General features: G+C 50.5%; 20 protein-coding genes and 1 pseudogene. 7 read left to right on the top strand and 14 right to left on the bottom strand.

Annotation, left to right across the window (positions count from 1 at the left end):
• Positions 1-280 precede the first annotated feature (280 nt).
• Entirely contained in the window at positions 281-937 is a 657-nt protein-coding gene (gene sleB, locus M891_RS0102165) for a spore cortex-lytic enzyme (protein WP_016312160.1), read from the top strand.
• A 103-nt stretch (positions 938-1,040) separates the two neighbouring features.
• On the opposite strand, the gene M891_RS0102170 is transcribed toward sleB, so the two are convergent.
• Positions 1,041-2,675 carry an IS5-like element ISPaen2 family transposase gene (locus tag M891_RS0102170; RefSeq protein ID WP_009225464.1) on the bottom strand — a complete coding sequence of 545 codons (1,635 nt, stop codon included), beginning with the start codon at positions 2,673-2,675 and terminating at the stop codon, positions 1,041-1,043.
• 180 nt (positions 2,676-2,855) lie between these two features.
• Between M891_RS0102170 and M891_RS0102175 the strand changes: the two genes are divergently transcribed.
• Together M891_RS0102175 and M891_RS0102180 are read left to right on the top strand one after the other, a co-directional pair.
• Entirely contained in the window at positions 2,856-4,313 is a 1,458-nt protein-coding gene (locus M891_RS0102175) for a 4-hydroxyphenylacetate 3-hydroxylase family protein (protein ID WP_028537655.1), read from the top strand.
• A 95-nt stretch (positions 4,314-4,408) separates the two neighbouring features.
• Positions 4,409-4,801, top strand: coding sequence for a hypothetical protein (locus M891_RS0102180; protein ID WP_028537656.1), 393 nt, complete (start codon positions 4,409-4,411; stop codon positions 4,799-4,801).
• 136 nt (positions 4,802-4,937) lie between these two features.
• Here M891_RS0102180 and M891_RS0102185 read toward each other — a convergent pair whose 3' ends face one another.
• The gene (locus M891_RS0102185; RefSeq protein WP_016312163.1) at positions 4,938-6,239 is read right to left on the bottom strand and encodes an Nramp family divalent metal transporter; all 1,302 of its coding nucleotides are present in this window, start codon (positions 6,237-6,239) and stop codon (positions 4,938-4,940) included.
• A 241-nt stretch (positions 6,240-6,480) separates the two neighbouring features.
• Between M891_RS0102185 and M891_RS0102190 the strand changes: the two genes are divergently transcribed.
• Positions 6,481-7,074 (top strand): YjgB family protein, encoded by a 594-nt coding sequence (locus M891_RS0102190; RefSeq protein ID WP_028537657.1) that lies wholly within the window; start codon positions 6,481-6,483, stop codon positions 7,072-7,074.
• Positions 7,075-7,144: 70 nt separating this feature from the next.
• Here the strand turns inward: M891_RS0102190 and M891_RS0102195 are convergent, their stop codons facing one another.
• The 6 genes from M891_RS0102195 to M891_RS25195 form a co-directional block, all read right to left on the bottom strand.
• Positions 7,145-8,749, bottom strand: coding sequence for a DUF3502 domain-containing protein (locus M891_RS0102195; protein WP_028537658.1), 1,605 nt, complete (start codon positions 8,747-8,749; stop codon positions 7,145-7,147).
• Between the two features lie 38 nt (positions 8,750-8,787).
• Positions 8,788-9,699, bottom strand: a complete 912-nt coding sequence (locus M891_RS0102200; RefSeq protein WP_016312166.1) for a carbohydrate ABC transporter permease — start codon at positions 9,697-9,699, stop codon at positions 8,788-8,790.
• A gap of 12 nt (positions 9,700-9,711) precedes the next feature.
• Positions 9,712-10,635, bottom strand: coding sequence for an ABC transporter permease (locus M891_RS0102205; protein ID WP_036624835.1), 924 nt, complete (start codon positions 10,633-10,635; stop codon positions 9,712-9,714).
• A 66-nt stretch (positions 10,636-10,701) separates the two neighbouring features.
• A complete protein-coding gene (locus tag M891_RS23170; protein WP_051416806.1) occupies positions 10,702-13,506 on the bottom strand; it encodes a beta-galactosidase in 2,805 nt (934 codons plus the stop codon).
• 327 nt (positions 13,507-13,833) lie between these two features.
• Complete coding sequence (locus M891_RS0102215; RefSeq protein ID WP_016312169.1) at positions 13,834-14,880, bottom strand: LacI family DNA-binding transcriptional regulator; 1,047 nt, start codon at positions 14,878-14,880, stop codon at positions 13,834-13,836.
• 151 nt (positions 14,881-15,031) lie between these two features.
• Entirely contained in the window at positions 15,032-15,196 is a 165-nt protein-coding gene (locus tag M891_RS25195) for a hypothetical protein (protein ID WP_157268743.1), read from the bottom strand.
• A gap of 387 nt (positions 15,197-15,583) precedes the next feature.
• On the opposite strand from M891_RS25195, the gene M891_RS0102225 reads away from it, so the two are divergent.
• A complete protein-coding gene (locus M891_RS0102225; protein ID WP_028537659.1) occupies positions 15,584-17,635 on the top strand; it encodes a GxGYxYP domain-containing protein in 2,052 nt (683 codons plus the stop codon).
• 70 nt (positions 17,636-17,705) lie between these two features.
• Here M891_RS0102225 and M891_RS0102230 read toward each other — a convergent pair whose 3' ends face one another.
• The 5 genes from M891_RS0102230 to bioB all read right to left on the bottom strand — a co-directional run bounded on the left by M891_RS0102230 (position 17,706) and on the right by bioB (position 23,271).
• Positions 17,706-19,643, bottom strand: coding sequence for an ABC transporter permease (locus M891_RS0102230; protein WP_028537660.1), 1,938 nt, complete (start codon positions 19,641-19,643; stop codon positions 17,706-17,708).
• Positions 19,640-20,395, bottom strand: coding sequence for an ABC transporter ATP-binding protein (locus tag M891_RS0102235; RefSeq protein ID WP_028537661.1), 756 nt, complete (start codon positions 20,393-20,395; stop codon positions 19,640-19,642). The genes M891_RS0102230 and M891_RS0102235 overlap by 4 nt, the downstream gene beginning before the upstream one ends.
• A gap of 98 nt (positions 20,396-20,493) precedes the next feature.
• On the bottom strand, positions 20,494-21,501 hold the full coding sequence (locus M891_RS0102240; RefSeq protein WP_028537662.1) for a sensor histidine kinase: 1,008 nt from the start codon (positions 21,499-21,501) through the stop codon (positions 20,494-20,496).
• Complete coding sequence (locus M891_RS0102245) at positions 21,498-22,190, bottom strand: response regulator transcription factor (RefSeq protein WP_028537663.1); 693 nt, start codon at positions 22,188-22,190, stop codon at positions 21,498-21,500. The genes M891_RS0102240 and M891_RS0102245 overlap by 4 nt, the downstream gene beginning before the upstream one ends.
• Positions 22,191-22,266: 76 nt before the next feature.
• Positions 22,267-23,271, bottom strand: coding sequence for a biotin synthase BioB (gene bioB / locus M891_RS0102250; RefSeq protein ID WP_028537664.1), 1,005 nt, complete (start codon positions 23,269-23,271; stop codon positions 22,267-22,269).
• A gap of 196 nt (positions 23,272-23,467) precedes the next feature.
• Between bioB and M891_RS0102255 the strand changes: the two genes are divergently transcribed.
• Positions 23,468-24,658, top strand: coding sequence for a M14 family metallopeptidase (locus tag M891_RS0102255; RefSeq protein ID WP_028537665.1), 1,191 nt, complete (start codon positions 23,468-23,470; stop codon positions 24,656-24,658).
• Between the two features lie 129 nt (positions 24,659-24,787).
• Complete coding sequence (locus tag M891_RS0102260; RefSeq protein ID WP_009223290.1) at positions 24,788-25,963, top strand: hypothetical protein; 1,176 nt, start codon at positions 24,788-24,790, stop codon at positions 25,961-25,963.
• Between the two features lie 231 nt (positions 25,964-26,194).
• Here M891_RS0102260 and M891_RS25200 read toward each other — a convergent pair.
• A pseudogene (locus M891_RS25200) lies at positions 26,195-26,346 on the bottom strand (IS110 family transposase); the annotation flags it as partial.

Genomic DNA, 26,346 nt, shown 5'->3' on the forward strand with positions numbered 1-26,346 from the left:
TATAATAGTCTAAACGACGGAACGACCAAAACCTGCGATAGTCTGTATCCAACCTAGACTTAAGTCTAGGATGCGGGGAAAAGAAAGGGGGCGTGGGCTCCGGCTATTACAAATCGAGAAGACACAGCTCCAGCTAGTTGGAACCGGTTCTCCCCTTCAAGGTTTGAAGGGGGTTTTTATTCTCACTCCTTCCCTGACTTCCCGCTGAATGCCAAAAGTTGTAGGTTGTCCCGCCCTGCGCTCTTCCCTACAATGTTGTAGGGAAAGGAGGTCACCCGAAATGAATAAATTCCGAGGATTCCTTTTACTCTTGGTGATCATGCTCTCGGCAGGCTTGTTGGGCGGAGCAACACCAACACCAGCGGCCGCAGCCTCCGGTACGGTGAAGCTGGGCTCCACGAGCGGCGATGTTTGGGATCTTCAATATCGACTGAAGGCGTTGGGCATTTTCAATGAGCAGCTTACTGGATATTACGGGACAAAAACGCAACAAGCCGTGCGTACGTTCCAGTCGCGTTATGGGCTCCAGGTAGATGGTGTGGCGGGGCCCCAAACGTGGAAGGCGCTGAGAAAATATTCTCTGAATCAAACCGAAATGGATCTGTTGGCTCGCGTGATTTATAGTGAAGCTCGAGGTGAGCCATATACTGGACAAGTGGCGGTAGGTGCCGTCGTTATGAATCGGATTCAATCGTCATTATTCCCTGATACGATCAACGGGGTTGTGTTTCAACCGGGCGCCTTTACGGCGGTCGACGACGGGCAAATCTGGCTAACGCCGGATCGCACAGCCTATCTGGCTGCACTGGATGCGGTTAGAGGTTGGGATCCGTCCTACGGTTCGCTATATTATTTCAATCCAAAAACAGCGACAAGCAAATGGATATGGTCGCGTCCGCAGAAGCTTCAAATCGGAAACCACATCTTCACCAGTTAACGGAAAATGAAACAGGGTCTTGCGAATCGCGCAAGATCCTGTGTTTTTTAGGAGGCACATTCCTAAACTTCCCTGCACTATATAGGGCTTGCTGAACGATTCTTTAACCGAAACTCATGGCTAGGCGACTGCGAGATAGCAGCGTAAAAATGAGGCAAAAAAGAACGCGGAGCCTGCGCTCCAGGTTCATCACCAGAAGTTGCAGCGTAATCACGGATTCACTTGTCTTTGCGAGGCGTGCTCGAATACAGCCAAGCCCGTACTTGCGCTTGCCTTCTCCGAACTTGCCTTCGATTGCGTTTCGTTCTCCGGTATCCTGTTTGGCCACTTGCCTATCTTCGCTTGTCGGGCCGTTTTTCGGCTTGCGTCCCAGTGCCGGTCCGCTGAGCCGAATCCCATGCTGTTTGCAGAATCTCCGGTTTTCGCGTGTGCGGTAGATCTGATCCGCTTGGACGACAGCCGGATAGAATCCCATGCGGCTGCGATACTTCTCGATCACGTCCATGAGCGTCGTGCTCTCGTTGAAGTTATCCCAAGATAGCCGATCAAGGAACGCGTAGCCCTTCGTCATGCTTACCGCGATCTTGGCTCCGAACTCGACGCGCGCCTTGGCTTTCCCGCGCACGATCGGCCTGACATGCGGCTGATGAATGCTGACGACCCGGTCTTCCATCTGGTGGGAACGCTCGTTGTACATGTGAAGCTGCTGACGGTACAGTTCGTGAATCACCAGCAGGTCGCGATAGGCTTTGCGGCCAAGTAGCGTGAGCGGTTGCGACTTGGCTTGCTCGGCGATGATGGAGAGGTTCCGTCCAACGTAACCGAGTTGCCTCCTGATCGCTTTGCGAATCACTTTCGGCCCCGGTCTGCGTTGCTTGGAAACGGCCAGAAACTGTTTGCGCGCTTTTTCCCGGTACGTGCGCGGTTTCGCCATTTGTCCGATGACCGGCTCATGCAGCGTATCGATGATCGCTTCGAGCTTCTCCCGCGCTTCATTCAACAGATTCAGATCGGTCGGATACGCCACATCCGCCGGCGCACAGGTGGCATCCACCAGCACGGTCCCTTGATTCGGCTGCTCAGGGGCTTCCCATTCTGCGGTCGATTTCGGATGCGCTTCGCAAACAAGTTTATTCGTTTCAGGAACCTCTGACTCTGTAGCCATCGACTCCACGGGAGACGCTGCTTCTGACGATGCGACTTGCGATTGTGCAAACATGGTTTGCTGCTCGACTTCTTCATCAGAGGCGCGCTTCTTCGAGCGCTTCCCTTGGCCTTTACCGCCGCCGGTCGCGTCGTTGCTGTCATCATCATCTTTCGTTTCCTTCGCACCTTCGGTGGCGACGATCTCATTCAACTCTGCCAGCACGTCCGTCAGACGCTTGCGGAAATGCGTCATCATGGAGTGATGGAACGGTGGCTTCATGACGAATCCAGGCAGACCAATGAAGTATTGCATGTAAGGATTTTCGCTGATCGACTCCAACGTTTCTCTGTCGGTCAGTTGCATTCGCTCCTGAATGATGAGCGCACCGAGCCCCATCCGAAGACTGATCGTTTGCTGGCCGCGAAAGGTGTCTTTGAAAAATTGACCGTATGTTTTCTCAGCCTCCGCCCACGGCACCAACCGCGCCAACTGGACCCAGCGATTGTCCTCGTCCAGCTTTCCGCCAAAGGGCAGAAAGAAATCGCCGGGCAGGATCAATTGATTATCGAGGTGCGCGGTCGGCTTAAACATCTTCGTCACTCCATCTGCAAAGGTTTTAGGTGGTTTTCAAACATTTCCTTTGCATATGATTTCGACAAATGGGCCTTAGAATCCTTGTTGTTATGCGGTTTTTGTTGTTTTTTTTAAGTGTTCAGCAAGCCCTATATATACAAACCACACTCATTACGTGTAAAGGGGACAAGGAAGACGATGCCCATCAAAAACGGAAAACAGTACATCGAACGGATCAACCGCAAGCGCATCCGGCTATGGTACAACGGCGAACGTGTCAGCGTTCCGTTATCCGAGCACCCTGCCTTTCGGGGGTTGATCCGGACGCAGGCTGCGATGTACGACAAGCAATGCGAGGACGACCTGCGAGACATCATGACTTATGTGTCACCAACCACCGAGGAGCGAGTGGGTCTTTCATTTTTGCCGCCGACCACACCCGATGACTTAGTTCGCAGAAGGAGGATGTCCGAGATATGGGCCGGTTTGCATCATGGATTCCTCGGTCGTTCCCCCGACTATATGAACACGGCATTGATGTCGTTTTATACGGCTTGCTCCTTGTTGGAGGCCGCCATGCCAGAGTATGGACGGAATCTGCGCACGTATTACGAATATTGTCGGGAGCATGATATCACGTTATCCCATGCCTTCGTGCAGCCGATGATCAGCAAAATGTCCGGACCGGTGGATCATGAAGAATCCCTGGCCGCCAAGGTGGTGGAGATCCAACCTGAAGGTCTTGTCGTTAGCGGAGCTTTTCTGATGGCGACCCAGGGACCTACCTGCGAGGAAATCCTCGTCCTCCCCACGCCAACGTTCATGTTGGGAGACGGGCAGGTCAATCCCAGCGCGTTCGCTTTTGCCGTGCCTAATGATGTGGAGGGAATTACCTTTATATGTCGAGAGAGCCATGCGTTTGATTCAAGTTATGATCATCCCCTCTCCAGTCGATTTGAGGAAATGGATACGATGGTGATTTTTGATCGAGTTCTCGTACCGCGGGATCGGGTATTTTTCTTTGGGAAAGAGGAGCTGTGCGATCGGTTGTTTCGTGAAGGGCACTTCCATGCGTACGTTGGTCACCAGATCCTCACACGGTACATTGCGAAAACGGAGTTTTTCCTAGGGCTGTTGCAAGTGTTAGCCGAGGAGCAGAATGCGGATAGCGAGCCTACGTTCCTCCAATCCATCACCAAACTCATGGCGATGCTGGAGAATCTAAAAGCATTACGGGTGGCGGCTGAGACTGACGGGACATTCACCTCATCCGGCTACTTCGTTCCAGCACTGGCCCCCCTGACCGCCGCAGGCATCCAATTTCCCGATCTGCATGAAGAAGCGCTGCGGTTGATCCGTACGATTAGCGCCAGCCAGCTGATCATGAACCCGTTTGGGGCAGACTTCTTTTCGGAGAACGAAGCGTACCTCAATGCCTATTTACAGGGGATTTCCAGCCCGGCCAAGGATCGCATCGCCCTTTTCAGACTGGCCTGGGAGCTGGGCGGCGGAGCGTTTGGAGGCAGACAAAACCAGTTCGAACGCTTCTTCTTCGGAAATGGAAAGACGATTGCCAACCGGATGTATGGCTGCTGCGAGAGCATGGAGCAATACAAATCGCGAATTTACCAGTTTCTAGAGTTAAAAGGAGAATAAAGAAAATTTAATTCCTTTCCTCGGCATTCGCCCAGCCGCCTTCTCCGCATTTGCATATGATGATTATGCCTATACATTGAAGGGAGCGATCACATATGGGATTTTTTCCAGTGCCGGGACCTGGCGGAGGGATTCCAGGAATACCGGGGGGACCTAGCGGGCCGGGGTTTCCAGGGGGATTTCCAGGAGGAGGTCCGGGAGGATTCCCCGGTACTCCGGGAGGAGCACCTGGAGGTATTCAACCGCCAACCTCTCCACCACCACAATTTGTCCCACAAATGCAAGTCGGCACGTTTGCTATCGATCCCGGCGGGATCAGACGCTGCTTGTTCCGTAATACCTATGTCTGGCTGAACAATGGGGAGCAATTCTGGTTCTTCCCGGTATTCGTCGGACGGAATTCGATTGCCGGATTCCGGTGGTTTGGGTTCTTCTGGGGATACTTCGGCATCGATTTAAATCGGATTCGCTCGTTCACGTGCTTCTAACGCAGACGGCGAAAGAGACCACACACGCAGTCGGTACTCTTTCGCTTTTGTTTTTTTCTAGCTTGTCCCTGTGAAACAAGAAAAGGACCTCTATCCCCGCCTCAACGTGGAAATCGAAGTCCTTGCGGCTACCCCTTTACAACAGCATCTGAGCAACCAGGAACAGGTTCAGGCTTACGACCAAAGCGGAGATCATCCATCCCAGCGTGGTGGTCACCCGATGATTCACCAGGGAGCCCATAATTTTGCGGTTGGAGGTGAACAAGATCAAAGGAATGAGTGCAAATGCAATCCCAAACGACAATACCACCTGACTCATCACCAGAGCATTCGTTGGGTTCACGCCAGATATAATAATTGCCAGCGGAGGAATGGTTGTAATCGCCCGCCGTACATACAGGTTAATGCGTTTGTTAATGAACCCTTGCATCACCACATCCCCAGCCATCGTCCCCACCGAAGAACTGGACAGGCCTGCGATCAGCAGCCCCAGCCCGAAGGAAATGGCAGTAACCGGTCCGGCGATTGTGCCAAATTGATGGAAAGCGACATCCAAATCTTCAACGATAAGACCGTTTTTGAAGAGCAGCCCTGCAGAAACCACAACCATCGCCATATTCACGGCCCCGGCAATCAACATCGCCAAGACGATATCAATGAATTCCAGCTTGAAAATCTTCTTCTTCTCTGCCTCATTACGTCCCACAATCCGATTTTGGGTTAACGAGGAGTGCAAATAAATCGCATGAGGCATCACGGTTGCCCCTAAGATCCCTGCAGCCAGCAGAACGCTGTCCACCCCATCAAAGCGGGGAGTTACCATGCCTGCTCCAACGGCTGCATAATCCGGATTCGCCGCAATCACTTGAAAGGCAAAGGCCAAAACAACGATCAACACCATGGCAGCGATACCCGCTTCCAGTGCACGATATCCCCGACGCTGCAGCTCGAGGATGGCGAAAGAGCCAATCGCGGTGATCACGGCCGCCGGCAGCATCGGAATACCAAACAAGAGATAAAGCCCTAACGCCGCCCCAATAAATTCTGCCAGATCCGTAGCGATAATGACCAACTCACTTTGAATCCACAGAAAGATCGATACCCCCTTCGGAAATCGATCGTGAGCAACTTCGGGCAGGTTCTTGCCCGTGGCAATCCCAAGTTTCGCTGATAACGACTGAATTAGCACCGCCATCAAATTCGAAGCGAAAATCACCCATAACAACAGATAGCCGTACTTCGATCCTGCGGTGATGTTCGTAGCAAAGTTACCGGGATCGATATAAGCAACCGCAGCGATAAACGCAGGTCCAAGAAACGGAAGAAGCCGTTTCATCCCTTTCGTTCTGCCGTCTAGTGCGGCATGTGCGGACGTTTGATGATCCAATCCTTTCGAGGTGACTGGAGTCGTTTGTTGCGCAATACTTTGTTCCATCATGTGAATCCCTCCCTTGCGCTTGCGTCTACTAAAGTTGTCTATATCCATTAAAGTTTCCTGTGTGCAACTTTATAGTTTTAGTATATGCCTCATTTTGAAAAATGTAAATCCATTTTCTTGCGAAATTGCAATCTCTATTTAACGATATCGACACTTGTTCACTCGCAGTTTGTCCTATGATATGGAATGTGGATGAACGATATACCTCGTCATACTTCATTGGACCGGAAGGAGTTCTCTAATGTACCATAAAATCATCCAACCTAAAGTCGTCCTCGCGCTTCTTGCCGTAGGAATCTTGGGTGCTGCCACTTGGGCGACCTCCAGCAGTGTTGTCGACGCACAGCCAACGCTACTCAAGGCAGCTCAGATTCAACAGGAAGAATCCGCTCATGCCTTGGAAACCTTAAACAGCTTCTATAAACCCGCATTAACAGGTCAGTTCCCCGGGGCTGTTGCCGGCTTGACAGTGGGCAAAAGCAGCAAGAAGGACGTCATTAGACTGTTCGGTGAGCCTTCCATCGAGGGCAAAGGAAACTTGGCTTTTGACTTGTACAGCGCGAACATGGGCAATCCGGGATACGCTTTTTCCTATTCACATGGGACGCTTCAGGAAATGCGCTATTTCGGTACCAACGTGGAACGTCAAACGAATATCGGTGGCATCACCATAAAAATGTTAAAGCAAAACTGGTTTACCCCCGACGCGAGCAGTACGATCCACAACGGGAACCTGGAACAAACCAAGCTGACTTATATCCGCGGCGATTACAAGCTGGAATTTATATTTAACAGCAGTACAGACCTCGATCATATTAATCTGCTCAAAAAATGAAGTTGTTATTTGCAGCACAAAAAACAGACCCGCGATTTTGCGGGTCTGTTCTGTTTTTTTCTTCTAACAATTATTCACCGATCTGAGCTTTATAAGCGTCCAACTGCTTTTGCAGCTCGGCTAGCACTTTATCGTATCCGGCCTGCTTCAGCTTGTTGCGGAACTCTTCAACCGCCTTCGCGGGGTCTCCGGCTTTCCCCATCACGATGGCCGGCCCAAGCTCCCCGGTTACCTGCGAGATTGCGGTTAGTTCGGCTTCTACTGGTGTTTTATCAAATACGAAGCGACCGTACACATATGGCTTCTTGATCTTATCGTATTCCGCATACAACGTCTCTTCGATTTGATCCCACGTCGTTTCGCTAGGAATCTCAAACTTGTCGACGCGGCCGCCCCAGAAATCGGAATAAAAGCCGTCTCTTGCTTCATCATAACCTTCAGGACGAGCACGTTTGCCATCTTTGATCACGTATTGCACGCCTTCGATTCCATAGTTGATCAGATGATAAATCTCCTCATTATTACGAATCAGATCATAGGCCATCAGCGCGCGTTCTGGGTTTTTGCTGTGCGCGCCTACGGAGGTGCCGCCATGGGTAATCGACAGCTCCATCAGGTTTGTGCCGCGTGTCCGGGAGAAGGGGAACATCTGCAACTCTGAACCCGGCTGTGCTTTATCCATTTCGACGCGAAGTCCAGAGAACGTCTGTGTATGGTGTTGATCCAGCCCAGACAAGCCGGCTTTCAACGCATCGCGGTTGTTATTTTTGTTATTTAGGGCGTCTTCACGCCAGAAGCCTTGATCCGCCCATCGTTTCATCATCGTGGCGTAATCCAAGAATACGTCCTCAAAGATGGGACTTACAGCAGTAAAGCGCTCTTCATAGGATTTGGTCGTAAATACCGGCATGAAGCCCGTCGAGATCGGAAGCTCCAGTTCATCCGTATACGATTGGATAAATCCCCCCCAGGTTTGCGTGCCTGACGCTGCGTCCCACGGAATCACATCCGGTTTGTTGTCTTTAATGTACTGCAAGTACTTCTCAATGCCTTCCCAATCCTTAATCGGCTCGGTAATCCCAGCCTCCTTCGCCCAATCGCCGCGGTAGAAGAAACCGTGGTTAACCCACTGCGTGTAATCGTTTTCAGGAATCAGAACGATTTTGCCGTCATATTTACTTTCTTCCCAATCCTCTGCCGGGATGGAATTCCACGTTTCCGGCGCGTATTTCGGCAGGAGTTCATCCAGGTTCATGAAGGCGCCGCGCTGCGCATTGCCCCAGGTGTCCAACCAGTCCGTACCGATCGTAATCAGATCAATCGGTTCCCCGGAGGCTAACGCGAGATTGTACTTGGTCTGCCAATCCGCCCATTCGATCCATTTCCATTCCAGCTCGGCGTTGATTTTTTCCTTCATGATTTTGTTGACTTCGGCAAGCACCTTTTCGAACTGCCCGTTCTTAGGCTTATCCCCCAAAACGAGGTAACTGATCTTCACGAACTTGGACGTGTCGATTCCCGTATCCGTCTCTTGACCAGTATTCGCCGCATTGCCCCCATTGTTTGGCGCATCGCTGCCCGCTCCTTTATTGTTGTTAGAGCCGCCGCAGGACGCCAACAGCAATACCAGCAGGCTTACCATGACCCAAATTGACGCTTTCTTCCATCGAACCATTCACACAACCTCCCTCATCTATTTGAAATTGTGAAGCCTTAGCCTTTGACAGCGCCAACGGTGATGCCTTTGATAAAATAGCGCTGCACAAACGGATAAAATAATATCACCGGCCCCGTCGCCACGATCGCCGTCGCCATCTTCATCGATTCAAGCGGCACATCACGCAGTTCCACGTTCGACGCAGCGGCTGAATTTCGGATGAAGTCCGCACTGGTGATCACGTTATATAGGAACAGCTGCAACGGGCGGTACTTCATGTCCGGGGATAAGAACAACATGGAGTTATACCATTCATTCCAATACCCCAAGGCGATAAACAAGCCGATTGTGGCCAAAGCGGGCGTTGTCATCGGTAAGATCAGGCGGATAAAGATGGTGAAATCCCCCGCCCCATCGATTTTGGCTGATTCCGTGATCGCATGAGGTATGGAACGAACAAAGCTTTTCATCATGATGATTAAGAATGGACTAAGCAGACCAGGCAGCAAGACAGCCAAGTAGTTATCCTTCAGGCCCAAATACTGTGTCACTAGTAAGTAAAACGGAACCAGTCCGCCGCTGAACAGGGTCGTAAAGTAGATAAAGAAAGAGATGCGGTTCCGGTAAGCAAAATCGGGCCGTTGCAGTGCATACCCCGTCATCGCCACCAAGAATAACCCCAACGCGGTACCGCAGATCGTGATACCGATGGTGACAAGATATGAGCCGATGATGAGATCCGGATTTTCGAAGACGATTTTGTATGCGAAGGTGCTGAATTCCCGGGGCCAGAAATTGAAACCAAACCGTTTGATCGCCGCTTCCGACGTAAAGGATGTGCCAAGGACCAGCAGGAAGGGCAGCAAACAACATAAGGCGAAGAAGCCGATAAACAAGTAGCCGACGATTTTGACGATGATACCGCCGAGATCGGTGCGGATACTTCGCGTTTCATGAACGTCATCCATGCCTTGCACCTCCTAGAAGAGTGAGTTGTCGGGCGAAACCTTCTTGACCAGCCAGTTGGCGGTAATCACCACCACAAATCCAAACACGGATTGATAGAGGCTGACGGCGCTCCCGATCGAGAAGTTGAAGTTGGTCATAAGAGCGCGGAACACATACGTTTCGATGATATCGGTCGTCGCGTACAACGCGGTGTTGTTGGCTCCCACCAGGTTGAAGAATAAGCCGAAGTTCCCGCGCAGGATGCCGCCCAGCGAAAACAGGAGCAGAATGATAAAGGTGGGCTTCAGCCAAGGAAGCACAATATATCGGATGCGCTGGAAGGCGCCGGCCCCATCGATTTCCGCTGCTTCGACAATTTCGTTATCCAGCCCCATAATGGCGGCAAAATAGACGATCGATCCATACCCTGTCGATTGCCATAAGTAGGTCAGCACGATAATAAACGGCCAGATCGTTGCGTTCGAATACGTCTTTACCGGATCAAATCCCAGCGAAGTCAAAATGCTGTTGAGCAGACCATAGTCGTAGCTCAGCACGTTATAAGCGATCAGACCAATCAGAACCGCCGAAATAAAGTGCGGCAGGAACATCAAGGTTTGAGTTAGCTTTTTAAACCATTTGAGACGAAGTTCGTTCAGGAACACCGCAACGGTAATCTGCAAGACGTTCCCTAGCAGGATGAAGGCCAAGTTATAAACCACCGTGTTAAACGTCAGCCGCCACAAATCCCCCGTCATTACAAGAAATCTGAAGTTATCGAACCCCACGAACGGACTCTTAAATATCCCATCTGTATAGTTGTACTTGATAAAAGCCAGATACAAGCCGGGCATCGGCAAATACGCGAAAATGATAAAGAAGATGATCGCCGGCAGACACATCAGAAGCAGCGTTTTATTGCTCCATAACCGTTTGAACCATCCTTGTTGACGCATCCGATAAAGCTGCGGCCGCTGGCGAACCTCTGTTGGTGTCGGGATTTCCATAGGCCTCCCCCCTTTCTATACGGAAATAAACTCCAGCTTCTCTAAGCTGCCTGCATCCTGTTCATCCACGGCTTCGAGAAAAATTGACAGCTGCGCTTGGCCTGCCTGAAACCATGGACCCGGCAAATAAAAGGAGTCCGCGCTGCCGCCGGTCATCATCGGCCTTCCTTCCCCTCCTGGCAGCCACAGCCTGCCGACGATCCGCTCCTCCATAAACACCGTAAGCTTTAATCCCGAGCCTGCGGCACGGACCCTCCAACCTTTGCCTTGTGCAGAATTCGGAATGGAAGCGAATAACCATCCGGCTTCACCGGAGGTCAGTGTCAACGGTAATTCAAGCGGAGTTGCGTTGGCAATTTCTTGATCGGCTGCAGCCTTCAGCTCAGCTTCCTCCGCTGCCATGATCGTATACGCCGAAGCTTCAATCCCTTCATAGACCAACACTTGACCGGTGTGATGTCCCATCGTTCGTTCCAAATAGACCTCTAGGAGCAGTTCCTGTCCCGGGGTAACAAACGGCTTCAAATCGATAAATGGATCCAGCGGATGGATAAGGCCGACATCAATACCGTTCACCCAAAGCCGCGCATACCCTTGAAAGTTCTGAAAATGCAGCGTCCACGAATCTCCGCCAGCCCCGGGAATATACGTTCTGCGGAAGATCATTTGGGACGGATAGTCCGCAGACAACCAGCTTCCAAAACTAACGACGGGCCATAGCGCTTCGTCCGGCTGTGTGAGCGTGTCTTGCCACGAACGGTCGACCTTCGGATGCACGCGCCAATTCGAGGTAATGTTGTGGACAGCGGTGATGGTCGCAATCCCCTTGAACCCTTTCAGGGAAGGCAAGCGCAGTGCCGGGAGCCGGAGGTCATCGAAGTTGCTGTGGCCCCAAATCTCCACTCGTGCTTGCAGCTTCTTCGCTTCTCGTCCGCTTGCTGGGACAAACATGCTGGCTCCACCGGGAGTAAATGTACCGAGGTACGTCCCATCCGCATACAGCGAAACGACATCACTTGCCTGACGCACCAGAAATCCATGCATCTGGTGCTTATCGGCATCCCAATTGGTCTCGGCCTCATACCAGGCGTATCCGCGGTAAACGCCAAGCCGTTCCAAGAATTCGGCCTTCGCCCCTTTCGTCTGTGCCGTCGCAGCTTGGATTGGCGCCTTCCAGCCCTTCCTCGCCACAAACCGCCAATCGAGTGCTGCTGGCGCAGGGTCAGGTTCATTCGAGACCGGTGGATCCTCGGTTATGGTGATGCTCCCATCCAAATAAATCGCTTCGGTCCGAAGCGCATTGAGACGGCTTGTGACAATGACCGTACAACGTTGCCCTTCCTTCAGTTCAAACCGACATAACGCCGTCTCGGCTCCAGACAGTTGCAAGATCAGCTGACCCTCGCGATGAATGACCTGCATCCCCTCAGTCATTGGATTATTGGCAACATCAACGGATAGGATGATCTCCGCGTTATCCCCCTCCTTGTGAAACGCGAGAACCACCCCGTCCTTCTGCTGTTCTGCCATGTAAAGCTCTGCTGTGGAGGATACGAGATGTCCTGGAACTCCCCAGTTCGATAGCGGCACCATTGCTGGCAGCGCCAAGGATCTCGAAGCAGCCAAGGTCAATGTCCCCGTAGATGAAGCCTGGCTCGCATCCTCATGGTGCAAGCTGATTTGCTTGGACCGCTCTTCACCATTGGTCACAAAAATCAGCTCTCCGCCGCCTTTCAGACGCAGCACATACGGACCAAATACCCCCTCCTTCTCGCCAGCAACAGACCATTTGCTCTCGGAATCCGGCTCAGATTCTGCAATCGCACGGCCATAGGCACGAATTAACCTGGAGAGAAGCTTCGCCTCCTTCACTTCTTCACGGAGATGGCCTTCCGGCGAAATCATGCCTCCGAAATCATAATCCGAGGTCAAGAAAGCCAGCGGCTTCCCCCAGTTATTCGTCGCATTGGTGAAGCCGAAATTGGTGCCCGACGCCTGCAGATAAGGACCTAACAGCTTGGCTCCAGCGGACAGCAGTCTGCGCAGCAAGTAATGGCTCCGGTTCGTTTCGGTAACGAGCAGCGGAAGACCCAGTCTGTGAAGCACCTCCCGATAATGCAACACCTTGTGCTCGAAATCAGGATCCCGATCATTCGGATAGAAGTTACAGGTCGGCACAATGCCTTCCGTTAACCCGGATGCCTGCACTAAGCCGCCTTGACCGGCACAAGCAATCAGCGGAACGGTTAAACCATGTGTTGCAGCCATGTCTCGCAGTGCCGCCATATAACCTGCCGGGTCGGAGCAATCATAGAAGTCGAGTTCATTTTCAAGCTGAACGAAAATAACGCTGCCTCCGTTCGTCACTTCATGACGATGAAGGATCGGTAATATCTGCGCATACCACCTAGCCACATGCTGCAAGAACGCTGGATCATTATCTCTGATTCGTAGAGCCGGCTTTTTGGCGTACAAATACGCAGGCAGGCTGCCGCCATCCCATTCAGAGCAAATATACGGTCCAGGGCGGGCGATCACCCATAATCCCGCCTCACTGGCTAGTTGCAAAAACCGATCTGCATCCCGCATCCCGGTGAACTCCCAGGTCCCCTCCTGAAGCTCATGGAAATTCCAAGGAAAATAGACGTCGATGCAGTTATAGCCGGCTTCTCTCACCTGCTGGAGCCGTTCTTGCCATAACTCGGGGGGAATCCGGAAATAAAAGAGTGAAGCACAAAGCAGGATCACGCTCTCCCCACGGATGTTAACCGCTTGGCCAGATAGACTTACAACGGATTCGGATTCGATACGCGTACTCATAGCGACCACTCCTAGCGTCTGTATTATTAAATTTTAATGAATCCCATTTCATGAAACCCGTTACATTTTAAGCGATTAAATTAGAGTGAAACGGGTTTCACATTGAATCAAACGCAAAGATTCGGTTGTTACGCCAAGAATTGTTCGGATTGATGCTTCTCTTCGGAGTTGATAAAAGAAGTAAAGTTTCGTTGCATTTAGTGGAGGGTGAAAAAAGGAAGAATTACCTGCGAATGAAATGTAAGGGCTTTCTTGCAGTTATTCTAGCCCAGCCTAATTTAAGTTGTCAATTCCTTTTTTTCGGAGGCGGGTGCAAAGCTCCTAACCCTAGTTAAGAGCCGCAGTAGACTCGCGAATAACCAGTTCCGGCTTCAGCAAGGTCGTTTTGTTCACCTTGGACTTCGTAATCATCTGGTGCAGGACTTCCCCCGCCGTTCGACCGAGCTCATGAGCATGCAGTGAAATGGTCGTCAGTTCTGGAGTGCTGTAGGAGGCAAACGGTGTATCATCATATCCGATAATCGAGAGGTCTTCAGGGACACGCAACCCTGCTTTAACCGCCGCCTTTAACACGCCGATCGCAACTAAGTCGTTCAGACAGAAGATCGCCGTCGGCCGCTTAGGCATCTGAAGCAATTGATTCATAAACATCATGCCGCTGTCGACGGAAAAACCACCATGCATCACCCACTCTTTGCGCACCTCGAGCCCCGACTGCACCATTTTCTTCAAGAAAGCGCTCGTCCGCTGCTGGGTGTTGGACATCTGACGGTAGCCGCCTACAATCGCGATGTCGCGATGCCCGAGTTCAATCAAATGCTCAGCCGCCAATTCCGCGCCATGCCGTTCATCCACGGCCACACGATTCAGGCCAGATTTAGGAAGTCGGCCGTTGACCAACAGAACCGGCAGCCTTTTGCCGATCTCAGCTACCTCCTCAACCAGTTGCGTGTCAGGTTTGGCCAAATCTACCCGTCCTCCCATCATGACGATCCCGTCCACCTGTTTCTCTGCGAGCGCATTTAAATATTGCGATTCGCGGACATATTGCTCTTCGCTGTCCACGCTGGCTGAGACCGTGTCGCACAGAAAGTAAGTATACCCTTGCTTACGCGCTTCCAGATCAAACCCGGACAACACTTCGGGAAAAAACGGATTTGTAATATCCGGAAGAATAATGCCGATCATCCCCGTTTCCTTCTTCGACAAACTTCGTGCTAGCGCATTAGGTTGAAACTGGTATTTGTTAATGAGTTCGTTGATGCGTTCCCGGGTTTCCTTTTTCACAGGTGCGGTATTGTTCAGGACGCGTGACACGGTAGCAACGGATACATTCGCTTCTTTGGCAATATCGTAGACTGTAATCGGTTTCATAATTTCACCTGCCCATAAATTAGTAGCCCAGATTACCCCCAGTATATCAATATTTCCAGCATTTGAGAATAGAACAAGCGAATACCGTTCCCTCCCGCCCAGATCTCATAACAAAACAGGCCCTCTCCTTTTGGAGAAAGGCCTGTTTCCATTAAGACTGCGTTTGATCTTGCTCCGAATTGCTGTTTTCGGGCTCGGCGGAGGTCACATCCGACTGCCCCGGCAGAAAGCCAGTTCGGATGTGCGGGCTCGTATCTTCATAGATCGTGCGCGGATCCCCATCCGTTTCGATGTTTTGGTGCTCCTGATTTGGCATATTTATATCCCCCTTTTCGCTAAAATAGCGTCTCCTGTATCTCCATTTTTCATGCAATTTCGATCAAACCAAGCGATTTCAATCCAGGTGAGATTCATCCATAGGATATATTTGCTATATTTAATGATTGGTGTTTTGAATGACGAAGATTTGACTCTAGGATGACGGATAACGCATTAGAATGAAGTCAACTCATCGCTGAATATGCAAAGTTTTATCGATCCTTATGAAGTTTTGTCAAAGCTATTGAAATATACAATAACATATATTAAATATAGCTTGTAAGCCATTCCAATCCCATCCAAATCGATCAGGAGGTGGTATATCGAAGGATTGATTGGGACAAGTCACTTCGCATTTTATCCTAAGAAGAGAGGTGTCGAAATAATGTTGCGCAAATGGATCACGCTTGGTTTAGCAGTCGTATGTACGTTAACCCTGCCTTTAGGAGCCTCCGCAGACAGCTCGGTTTCAGCGGATCTAAACAAGAAGAGCGGTATCGTATGGCCGAAGAATCAGGAGCTCCCTACCTTCGCCAAAGTTAAGCGCTTGGATGTAGCTCAAGTGTACAACAAGCCCGGGGACATCGAGCTTCTGCTGACAACGCTTCAAGGGATCGTTAACCGCAAGGAACCCCGAATTTACGTGCAGCAGAATGAGAAAGATCCTTGGTTAAACGATATCAAGGTGCCTTATCAGATTCATGAAAACCCGCTGGACATTGTCAAGGCGTATGCCAAGGAGGTTAAGGGTATCATCATCTATGACCCGGCCGTGCCCGATTCAATTAATGTAGCGACGACCCTCGCCGGTTTGAAAGACGCTGTTGTAGCGAGCCCAGAATTGGCCCAAGAACTGGCTGCAGCCCCCTATCGTTTGCGCGTCGTTGAGGACTTGCAAGGGAAATTCGAAGATCGGATGGAGGCTTATACTTGGCAGTACGAGCATTTATGGAGTCAAACGACAAAGCGGATGCTGGTAGGTCTCAGTCCGAATACGTCCATCCCGCTCCCTCCGGATAACTGGGATTCGTTCCGCACGGTGCTCACCGAACCGGAGCAAATCCGGGATGCCAGCAATCGGAGAACGTATGAACTGGATTTGACCGAGTTCTTAGGCGGAGAGGCTGTCTACCTGCGGTTCCAGGATGCATACACCCAGGACGGTTGGGGCCCTGCCGTTCATGAGATCAGCGTATTGGCAGACGGTCAGGAGATTGTTCATTTTGAGACCGGTACGCCGGAAGAAGAACCGTATTTGTATGACCGTCACGGCTCCAAGTTTTTGCCGGGAGCAGACCACCGGTTTGCCGACAACGGCAACTACTTTGTCTACGAATTTGTTCCGCCGGCAGGGACTCAGCACTTAACGGTTAACGTCGAAATGTGGAATCAATTTAAAGTTTCTGCCAGCCATGTGAAGCCGCTGTCCTCGGAAACGAAGGAGCCGTTCGGTTACCTCCGCGATTATGCAGTAGCCAACAAAGCGATGGTGTTCTGGCTCTCCAGCGGAGTACCTGAACAAAGAGCGTTGTTCGAACAGATCTTAGCGGATGTAGAGCCTGGAACACCGTATTTGGGATGGTTTGATAATGACGTTGAAGGCGAAATCGCCGGGGTTGACCTGACCTCTAGTTATGGCGTTTATGTCCTGCCTTCCGACTGGTTCCATAATATGACGGTCATGGCGGGGACGAAAGCGAAGCCGGTCAAGCCAATCAAGCCGGTAACACCGAAGCTGAACAACAAAATCTACGTGACCTTCACGTTTGGTGAAGGAGATAACCTGCAGTACGATCAAAATCATATGCGCAATCTTTGGGAGGATCCTGCCCGCGGTCAAGTGCCGATGAACTGGTCAGCCAGCCCGCTGCTCGTTGATGCAGCCCCTGCAATCCTAGACTATTACCAGTCCACCGCTACGGAGAATGACCTGCTGGTAGCCGGACCTTCCGGAGCCGGTTATTTCAGTCCGCAGGTTTGGCCGGAAGAGAGTTTTGCCCAGTTCATGAAGGATTCTTACCCGTATTTGAAGAAATCCGGCATGTCGTATCCTTTTGTCATCAACCGTCAAGACGCCCGTGACGTTCCTCTCACCGGGTCTAAAGCCGAAGCCTATGTGGAATATTTAAAAGTCCCTGGCCTGTTCCTTGGCGGCGGAAGCGAAAATTACGTAGAGATCGTCAACGGCAATCTACCAGTTTCATATTTCAAAGGCACGGCCACCGTCAGAGATGGAATCAACATTTTGAATGATGCGAAGGCTGCCTGGGACGGGAACTCGCCGATGTTCGTTTCTGTAGGGGTCAATGCTTGGAGCATGAGACCGTCGGACGTAGTAGCGATCACGGAAGCGTTGGGACCGGAATTTGAAGTTGTGTTAGCCGATACCTATTTTGCACTGATTCGGGAAGCTTACGGTCTTCCAAAGAAACCTTAACCCCATGAAATAAGGCGGGAAATGTCCAATGAGGACTTTTCCGCCTTGCTTTGCTTGGATACTCTTTGTTCTATAACGATTCTTTGATCACTCTTTTATAGTAAAGGACCGACAACAATCCGAAAATCGAATACAGTATGGTATAAATCAGCATGACCAAGATCATCGGGATCCATAGCTCCGTCCCGAATAAGAACCAGCCGGAGCGGACGGCAAAATAACTATGCGACAAACCTACAACGAGCGGGATGCCAAAGTTAAACAACTGCTTATATTGAATGCCTCGGAGCAGGTTGCCTGGCGTAAATCCCAGCTTGCGTAAGATCGTGTAGCTTGGCTTCTCTTCTTCCCCTTCGCCCATTTGCTTGAAGTATAGGATACAGCCTGAAGTGATCAGGAACGTTAACCCGAGGAAACCCACAATAAACATGATCAATCCCATGTTGCTTCGTTGTTCCGTAATGATCTCGGTTTGAGACATCGCGCCTGGTTTCTTGTCGAAGTCTAACTCCTGATAGAGCTGGTAAGCTTGTTCCATCAAGTCGGGACTCGCAACATCGATCCCATAATAGACTTGGTAGGAGCTTTGAAGTTCCCGATTCATATCTTGCATGAGTTGCTCAAAGTCGGCATGATCAAGGATGACTGACGGCAATGCAGAAGAAAAATGGAGGGATACAATCGCATCCTTCATCGTATCGATCACAGTCACGGGAATGGATTGGGAGTTCCCTTGTATCGTCATTTCCCCTTTTGACCGCAATCCCATGAACTGCTCCAGCAAATTGCTTGAACCAGCCAACAGCGCTTCTTTAGACTCCAGATTCACCCCGGCAACTTCTTGTTCATCTACGACGGCCAACGTTGTCAGTTGGCTATTCTGCCCGCTTAGCGCAGATCCAATCAGGTTGGAGAGGTCGGCTTCGGCGATAACCACCTGGCGCCGGGTCTCCTGCGTCTCGATGCCAGCCGCCTTCAGAGCCTGCTCGAAGGCACCCACGTCCTTAGGATCTAACAGCGCGAAATGATTAGGTACGGATTGTTGAGCGTTTTTTTCCGTTGAGTAATAAGAAATGTAGCTGAGCGACAACAAACCAATGGCCAGTGCTGACACCGTCGTGATAATAGTCAGCAGCAACGCGTTAGATTTCATACGGAACATAATTGAGGATAGGGACAGCACCTCATTTAACGAGAGATATCCCCCTTTCGCCTTCCGAACCAAATTGAAAATAAAACTAACCGAACCTTTATAAAACAGATACGTACCGATGATCACCGAACCTAGAATCTGAATCATGGCGAGGAAGAGCTCTCGCATTTCCGTGTAGTCGCCGCTGAACAGATCCGCCGAAATCCGGTAACCATAAAGGATCAGCCCGATTCCCAGAATGCCGATGACAATTTCGGATAAGGGCATTTTACGATACACATTCTCCGTAGTGGATGTCGCTCGGAACAGCGACAAAATGCTTTGTCGTTTGATGAACGTGTAGTTCATCAGCATAATTAGCAGGTAGATCGCCGCAAAGACCTCGACGGTCTGTATCAGCGCCTGCGAGGAGAAGCGCAGCGTTGCCGCAGCCTCAAGTCCAATGATCTGGAACAAGATCATCAGCAGCAGCCGGGAGCAGGAAAATCCAACGAAGATGCCGATCAGCATAGAGCCGAAATACAGAATCAGGTTTTCGCTGCTGAGAATACGAAAGATCTTCCCTTTCGTTAACCCGATTAATTGAAAGAGACCAATCTCCTTACTTCGCCGCTTAATAAAGATGGTATTAGCATACAGCAAAAAGATGGTCACAATTACGATGAGCAGCACCGATGCGGCTTTTAATCCGGCGGCCCCTTTTACGGACCCCTTTATTTCGTCCAAAGCCGGGTCATATTGCAAGGTGACAAATGCGAAGTAAAGCGCCACGCTGAAAATTAAGGCGAACACGTACAAGTAGTAGTTTTTTAGATTTTTCTTGAGATTGCGGTAAATCAGATGGGTCAGACTCATTCCTGCACCCCGCCCAATACGCCCTGCGCTTTGATGATGTCGTTGAAGAACGACTGTCGCGACTCGTCGCCTTTATTCAGCTGCGAATAAATTTGTCCATCCTTGATAAACACGACGCGACTGGTGTAGCTTGCCGCCACCGGATCATGGGTGACCATAATAATCGTTGCCGCGATTTTCCGGTTGAGCTCGCTCAGCTTATTTAGCAAATCGGAAGCTGATTTCGAATCCAGTGCGCCCGTCGGCTCATCGGCAAAAATAATGCTCGGATCGTGGATAAACGCCCGTGCGGCGGAAGTCCGCTGCTTTTGTCCCCCCGATATTTCATTGGGATACTTGTCTTTAATTTCGTAAATGCCAAGCTCGGTGGCGATCTCCTGAAACTTCAGGTCCGCCTCCTTGCGGGAGACGTTCTTGATCGAGAGCGGCAGCAGCACGTTTTCTTTGACCGTTAACGTATCCAGCAAATTGTATTCCTGAAAAATAAAGCCGAGATGGGATTTGCGGAATTCGGCCAACTCCTTCTCCTTCAGCCCCGTGAACTCTTTGCCTTCAATTTTAATGCTGCCGAGACTGACTTTATCGATCGAAGAAAGCACGTTTAATAAGGTCGTCTTGCCGGAGCCGGACGCCCCCATAATGCTAACGAACTCACCCTTCTCTACATTCAGGTCAATCCCTTTCAACACTTCCTGGCGATTAAATTTGTTGCCATAACTTTTATGAATTTTGCTGGCTTCAAGTATAGCCATGATTAATCACTCCTTTATCCTGCCCTTATCTTACCTTACCCGGGAGGGACAATTCCTGCGATTTCCCGAACAAAACAAACAGGCATGTGACAATGTTGTCACATGCCTAGCGTATGAACGTATGCATTACTTCTTGGGAAAAACAACGTAAAAGCGGTGCCCCCGCCGGGCTTCGAGTCGACCTTGATCCGGATTGACAGGGAATCCGCCGCTTTTTTCACCAAGTATAATCCCATGCCGGTAGCCGCATGATCCTCGTGGTTCCGCGTAGAGGTAAATCCTTTCTCGAAGATACGCGGCAGGTCCTTGGCATCGATCCCCCGCCCTTTGTCGCGGACGCTGAGCCAGGCCTGTCCTTCCGGCGAAATCCCTGATTCCACGCAGATATCGGAGGCTTCGCTATATTTCACCGCATTGGTTAGCAGTTGCCGAAGGATAAACGCCAGCCATTTTGCATCCGACAGCACCTCTTGGACAGGCAGATGGACGTCAAAGCCGATGCCTTTTTGCAAACACCATGCTCTTAGCTCCCGGATCTCTTGAACCAGCAGCGGCTCCAGCTTCACCTGTTCGATGTAGAGATCGTTCTCGATAAACGGAATCCGCTTCTGGTGCAGCTGGCGGTCCAGCAGCAGGTGGATGCGCAGCCACTCCAGGTGAAGCTGCTCTTTGAGCGGCTCGTCGCCCATCCGATCGATCATCAGCCGCATGGCGGTGAGCGGTGTTTTCACCTCATGAATCCAGGCCATCAGCTCGTCCTTCTCCTCTTCCAGCTGGGCGACAAGCTGCGACGTTTCCTTGCGGAACTTGTCCGTTTGCTCGCTTAACCGGTCCATAACGATTCCCTCCAGCGGAGTTTCCGGCTCAGAGATGACGCTCAAATCATAGGTGTCGTCCCAGTTCGACAGGCTTTGATAAAACCGAGTTTCCTTCGGATACCGAATCAGTAGAAATGCCCCAAATCCCAAAATCGATAAGAAAACAATATACAGCATCGGCAAAAATGGAATCGTTCGGTCGATGGCAGCGACGAAGAGCAGCAAAAGCTGCAGGCTAAAGACGAGCAAGATCCAGCTGAGGCGCTCGCGCAAATATTGGCCGATCATAACACGCGAACCTCTTCGGTGGCCATATATCCTTGACCTACCTTGGTCTCGATATAAGCGTCCAGCCCGAGGTCCTCCAGCTTCTTGCGCAGCCGATTTACGTTGACGGTTAACGTATTATCGCTGACGAAATGCTCATTGTCCCATAAACTGCGGATCAGCTCCTCGCGGCTGACGATGCGGTTCTTCTGCTCCACCAGCTGCTTGAGGATGAGCATCTCGTTTTTCGTTAACTCGATCGTTCCCTGCTCGGACGTGACCGTGTTGCGCCCATATTCGATGGTCGCTCCGCGCCACGTTCGCAGCTCAACGCGTTCGGTATTATAATTGTAAACCCGTCGAAGCGTCGCCTGGATTTTGGCAATCAGCACTTCGAAATGGAACGGCTTCTGAACAAAGTCATCCGCCCCCAGCTGCATGGACATCACCATGTCAGTGGGATGATCGCGGGAAGACAAGAAAATGATCGGTACGTTGGAGCGGGCGCGAATTTGACGGCACCAATGAAATCCGTCGAACTTGGGCAGCTGGATATCAATGATCACCAGGTCCGGACGAACTTCCGTAAATTCCTCCAGTACATTGCCGAAATCCCGAACGCCATGTACGCCATAGGACCACTGCTGCAACCGCTCACTGATTTCTTGAAACAGAGAGGGATCGTCTTCGATTAACATAATTTGAAACAAGCGAATCACCACGTTATTAGGATTCTTTCCTTCATCCAGTTTACCGGATAACGTGACGTGGCGCTATCTTTCTATTTTATGAAACCGCAGTTTCTTCAATCTCAAAGCCTAGATCCTCAATCATTTGGTGATCCAAGGTGACATCTTGCCCTTTCGTCGTCATGTAGTCGCCTACAAAGATCGAATTGGCCGCATACAAGGATAGCGGTTGCAGCGTACGGAGACTGATCTCGCGGCCGCCCGCCACGCGGATTTCCTTCGTTGGACAAATGAAACGGAACAACGCTAATACCTTCAGTGCTTTAAGCGCCGGTACCCGCTCCGAACGTTCGAGCGGTGTCCCCGGGATCGCATTCAGGAAGTTGATCGGAATCGAATCGGCATCCAATTCGCGCAATGCCAAGGCCATCTCCACGATTTCCCCATCGGATTCACCCATGCCGATAATCACGCCGGAACATGGAGACATACCATGCGCTCGTGCCGTTTTCACTGTTACCACGCGTTGATCGTAGGTATGAGTGGTAGTGATCGACGGATAGTTCGCCCGGCTCGTATTCAAATTGTGGTTGTAGCGGTGAACACCGGCTTCACGGAGCTTCTCCGCCTGCTCCTCCCTGAGAATGCCGAGGCAAGCGCAAATTTTCAGCGGCATCGTTGCGCGGATTTCAGCAACTGCTTCCGCAACCTGCTCAAGTTCTTTATCGGTAGGCCCTCTGCCTGATGCCACGATGCAATAGGTCCCCGCTTTGCGCTGCAACGCTTCACGCGCTCCAGCGACCAACGTCTCCTTGTTAAGCAGCGGATATTTTGAAATGGGAGCCGTCGAGATCAAGGATTGCGAGCAGTACCCGCAATCTTCGGGGCAAAGCCCGCTTTTGGCATTGATGATCATGTTGAGCTTCACTTTATTGCCATAGTAATGCCGTCTCACTCGATAAGCCGCATCCATCAACGGCAGCAATTGATCTTGGCTGGCATGTAGTACAGACAACCCCTCTTCTAATGTTAGAACTTCACCACATAGAGCTTTTTTGGCGAAGGTGTCCCAGCTCTGTCCTTCCGTCTTGCCTTGGTTCATTCCTCATCCCAGCTTTCTATGTTTGATTGATTTTTAATTGTTAACCTTAATTCGTATTTAAGGTTAACAATATAGCCTTTTAAATTCTACCGGAAAGCTCGCAGGTTGTGAAGCAGGAATCCTTCATTTTTTGCATGGAGCGCACTTCCTCCTACATAGGGTGTTATAAGGCAAAATTGTGCAGGAGGGATAGGTTATGCGTATACAAGTGCGTTCGGGGGATACGTTATGGTACTACAGTCAAATTTTCCAACTGCCGCTGCAATTGATCGTCGATTCCAATCCAGGCATTCCAGCGGAGAGCCTTAGCGTGGGCCAGACCATCCACATCCCTGGTTTTGTCACCAGCGAGTATCAGGTGAAAGCCGGGGATTCCATCTGGAAGCTGTCCAGGGACCGCGGGGTTTCTCTGGATGTAATCCTGCTGCTGAACCAGTCGGTGAATCCAAATCACCTTACGATCGGACAACGGCTGCAGCTTCCGCTGCGGGTCACCTGGTTCGTGGTCGACATCCGCAAACCCTATGATTACGCCGCCTTGCGGGACGATTTAAACCGGTTGATGGACATTTATCCGTTTATCGCCTATCGGAATATCGGCAATTCGGTCATGAACAAACCGATCCCCGAACTACGCATCGGTAAAGGCAGCAAACAAGTGCATGTTAACGGAGCTTTTCATGCAAATGAATGGATCACGACGCCGGTGTTGATCAAATTCCTGAACCAATATCTGCTTGCGCTAACGAATAACAGCACCATTCGCGGTCTGCACATGTGGCCTTATTACGAAGGAGCCACCCTCTCCATGGTGCCGATGGTGAACCCGGACGGCGTAGACCTGGTGATCCATGGATTGCCTGCCGAGGAACCTTACCGCAGCAATGTGCTGTCCTACAACGGCGGCAACACCGATTTTCAGGGATGGAAGGCCAATATCAATGGCGTAGATTTGAACGATCAGTTCCCGGCGTTATGGGAACGTGAGGTTGCCAGAAACCCAGTGGAGCGCGGTCCACGGGATTATCCAGGCACCGCCCCGCTGACCGAACCTGAAGCGATCGCCATGGCCAACCTGGTTCGGCAGAGCGATTTTGATCATGTCTTGGCCTTCCATACCCAAGGGGAGGAGATCTATTGGGGCTTTGAAAACCGCGAACCTGCGTATGCTGAGACGATCGTAAACGAGTTCGCCCGGGTCAGTGGCTACAAGCCGGTCCGGAACGTGGAAAGCTATGCCGGATTTAAGGATTGGTTCATCTATGAATTCCGGCGTCCCGGATTTACGATCGAACTCGGAACCGGCGTAAATCCGCTGCCGTTATCCCAATTCGACGAAATTTACGAGGAGAGCTTGGGGATCTTGCTGGCGAGCTTGTATATGTAAACGAAGATTATAATGTGTGCGTGCGGGACTTTCCTAATAAAGGAGCGTCCCGCGTTTTTTATCGCTAATGACCTATCTTTTAGATTCCGATATACGTTAAAGAAGATATTTCCAGAAAGGTAGGTTGTTATGAAAAAGATCTGTTCAATTCCTGTTTTTTTAGTTATTTTAGCATTCCTTAGTCAAGGAACCGTACACAGTCAATCTCCCGCAACCTTCGACTTGGAGGTCGACTCTTCTCCATTTCAAACTACTCCTTCCGACTTGCGCAAGCACCCTGCGGAGCTATTATTTCGTTGGGGAGCAAATCAGCATATTATTGATGGCTTTCCAGATGGAACTGTTAAGCCGGATCAGCTTGCAAGTGAAGCTGAATTTTTGAAAATGATGTTTCGGGGGTTTGGCCTTGCGATGCCGAGTGCTTCCTATAACGACGATTGGATGGACGGAGTATATCAGATGGCAAAAGTGTATCGATATCCGGCTGCAGGCGTCATTGATCCGAGTGCAAGAAAATCGCCAATTACACAAGGACAAGCCATTCAAATCATTGTTGCTGCACAAGGGCTTAATTTCCAGGAGTCGGACGCCTTCGCCTATGCTCTTTCTCGCAGTTGGCTTCCAGGACAGCCGACATCATTGTCTCAGTTCGATAAGGATCGCAAGCTGACAAGAACGGAAGCGCTTGAATTGTTACGTCATTTAACCGTCAACGGAATGATGAAGCTCGAAATGAGACCAGTTGAATTTTCTTCAAGAGAGGCACTCTCCGCAGAAGATTCTAGTGAAGTGAAATCGTTCCCTTCTTTTAGCTTGGTTAATCTACCGGCGGATGGGCTTACGGTTAAGATTGGTGATGACGTATTACGGCTAGGAGATACACGAACAAAGCTTGAGAAAACATTAGGGCAAACTAGCGAATCCGGGATCATGAATAAACAGATCTATCCCTTACTAACAGTTCATTTTAATGAAGAGAACAAAATGGATTATTGGTCCGTAGATCAATGGAACGTAGAAAGCACGGATGAATCCATCACCACAAGCTTGGGGATCAAGTTAGGCGTCAGCAATCTCTTCGACGTACTCGAAGCCTACGGTACAACGGGATATGCAGGACAAGGGATAGCCGACTATTTTTATATGCTCCAGGATGATGGTACATTTCAGGCTGTCCAAGCAAATTATATCTATGACCACAGGAATGAATGGAATAAGTTCTATCATCTAGCTTTCTTGATTGATCGCGATACATTAATGGTTACCCAGATGCTTGCAGGATGGCTTCCCTATTCCATGTATTGATAAATCAAATTTGTGAAGAAACGGGCATTTTTCATATAATAGAATAACCACGATAGTTGATAAGTCCAGCGGTATGATGTCAAGCTGTTGATTTAATCGAANTGGAAATTTCCCGTGCCTGTTGAGCGCGGAGTCACGAAAAAAGGGCGCATCAAACCAAACCCAGCCAAAAACCATGTCAGATACCAGATTTTTACTGGGAATTCGTGAAGGACTAAGGCAAAGGAGGCGTTAATCCTTGGCGCTATTCACCTTCCTTCGAGGCGTGTAGAGTTGGCCGCTGCGTAGCAGCACATCGACCAAACGCACGAGTTTTCTTGCCGTTAAGACGAGGGCGCGTTTGTGTTGATTCTTGGGCACTTCGTGATACTTCTTCCGGTAAT

The organism is Paenibacillus sp. J14, from assembly GCF_000518465.1.
GTDB classification, from domain to species: Bacteria; Bacillota; Bacilli; order Paenibacillales; family Paenibacillaceae; genus Fontibacillus; species Fontibacillus barengoltzii.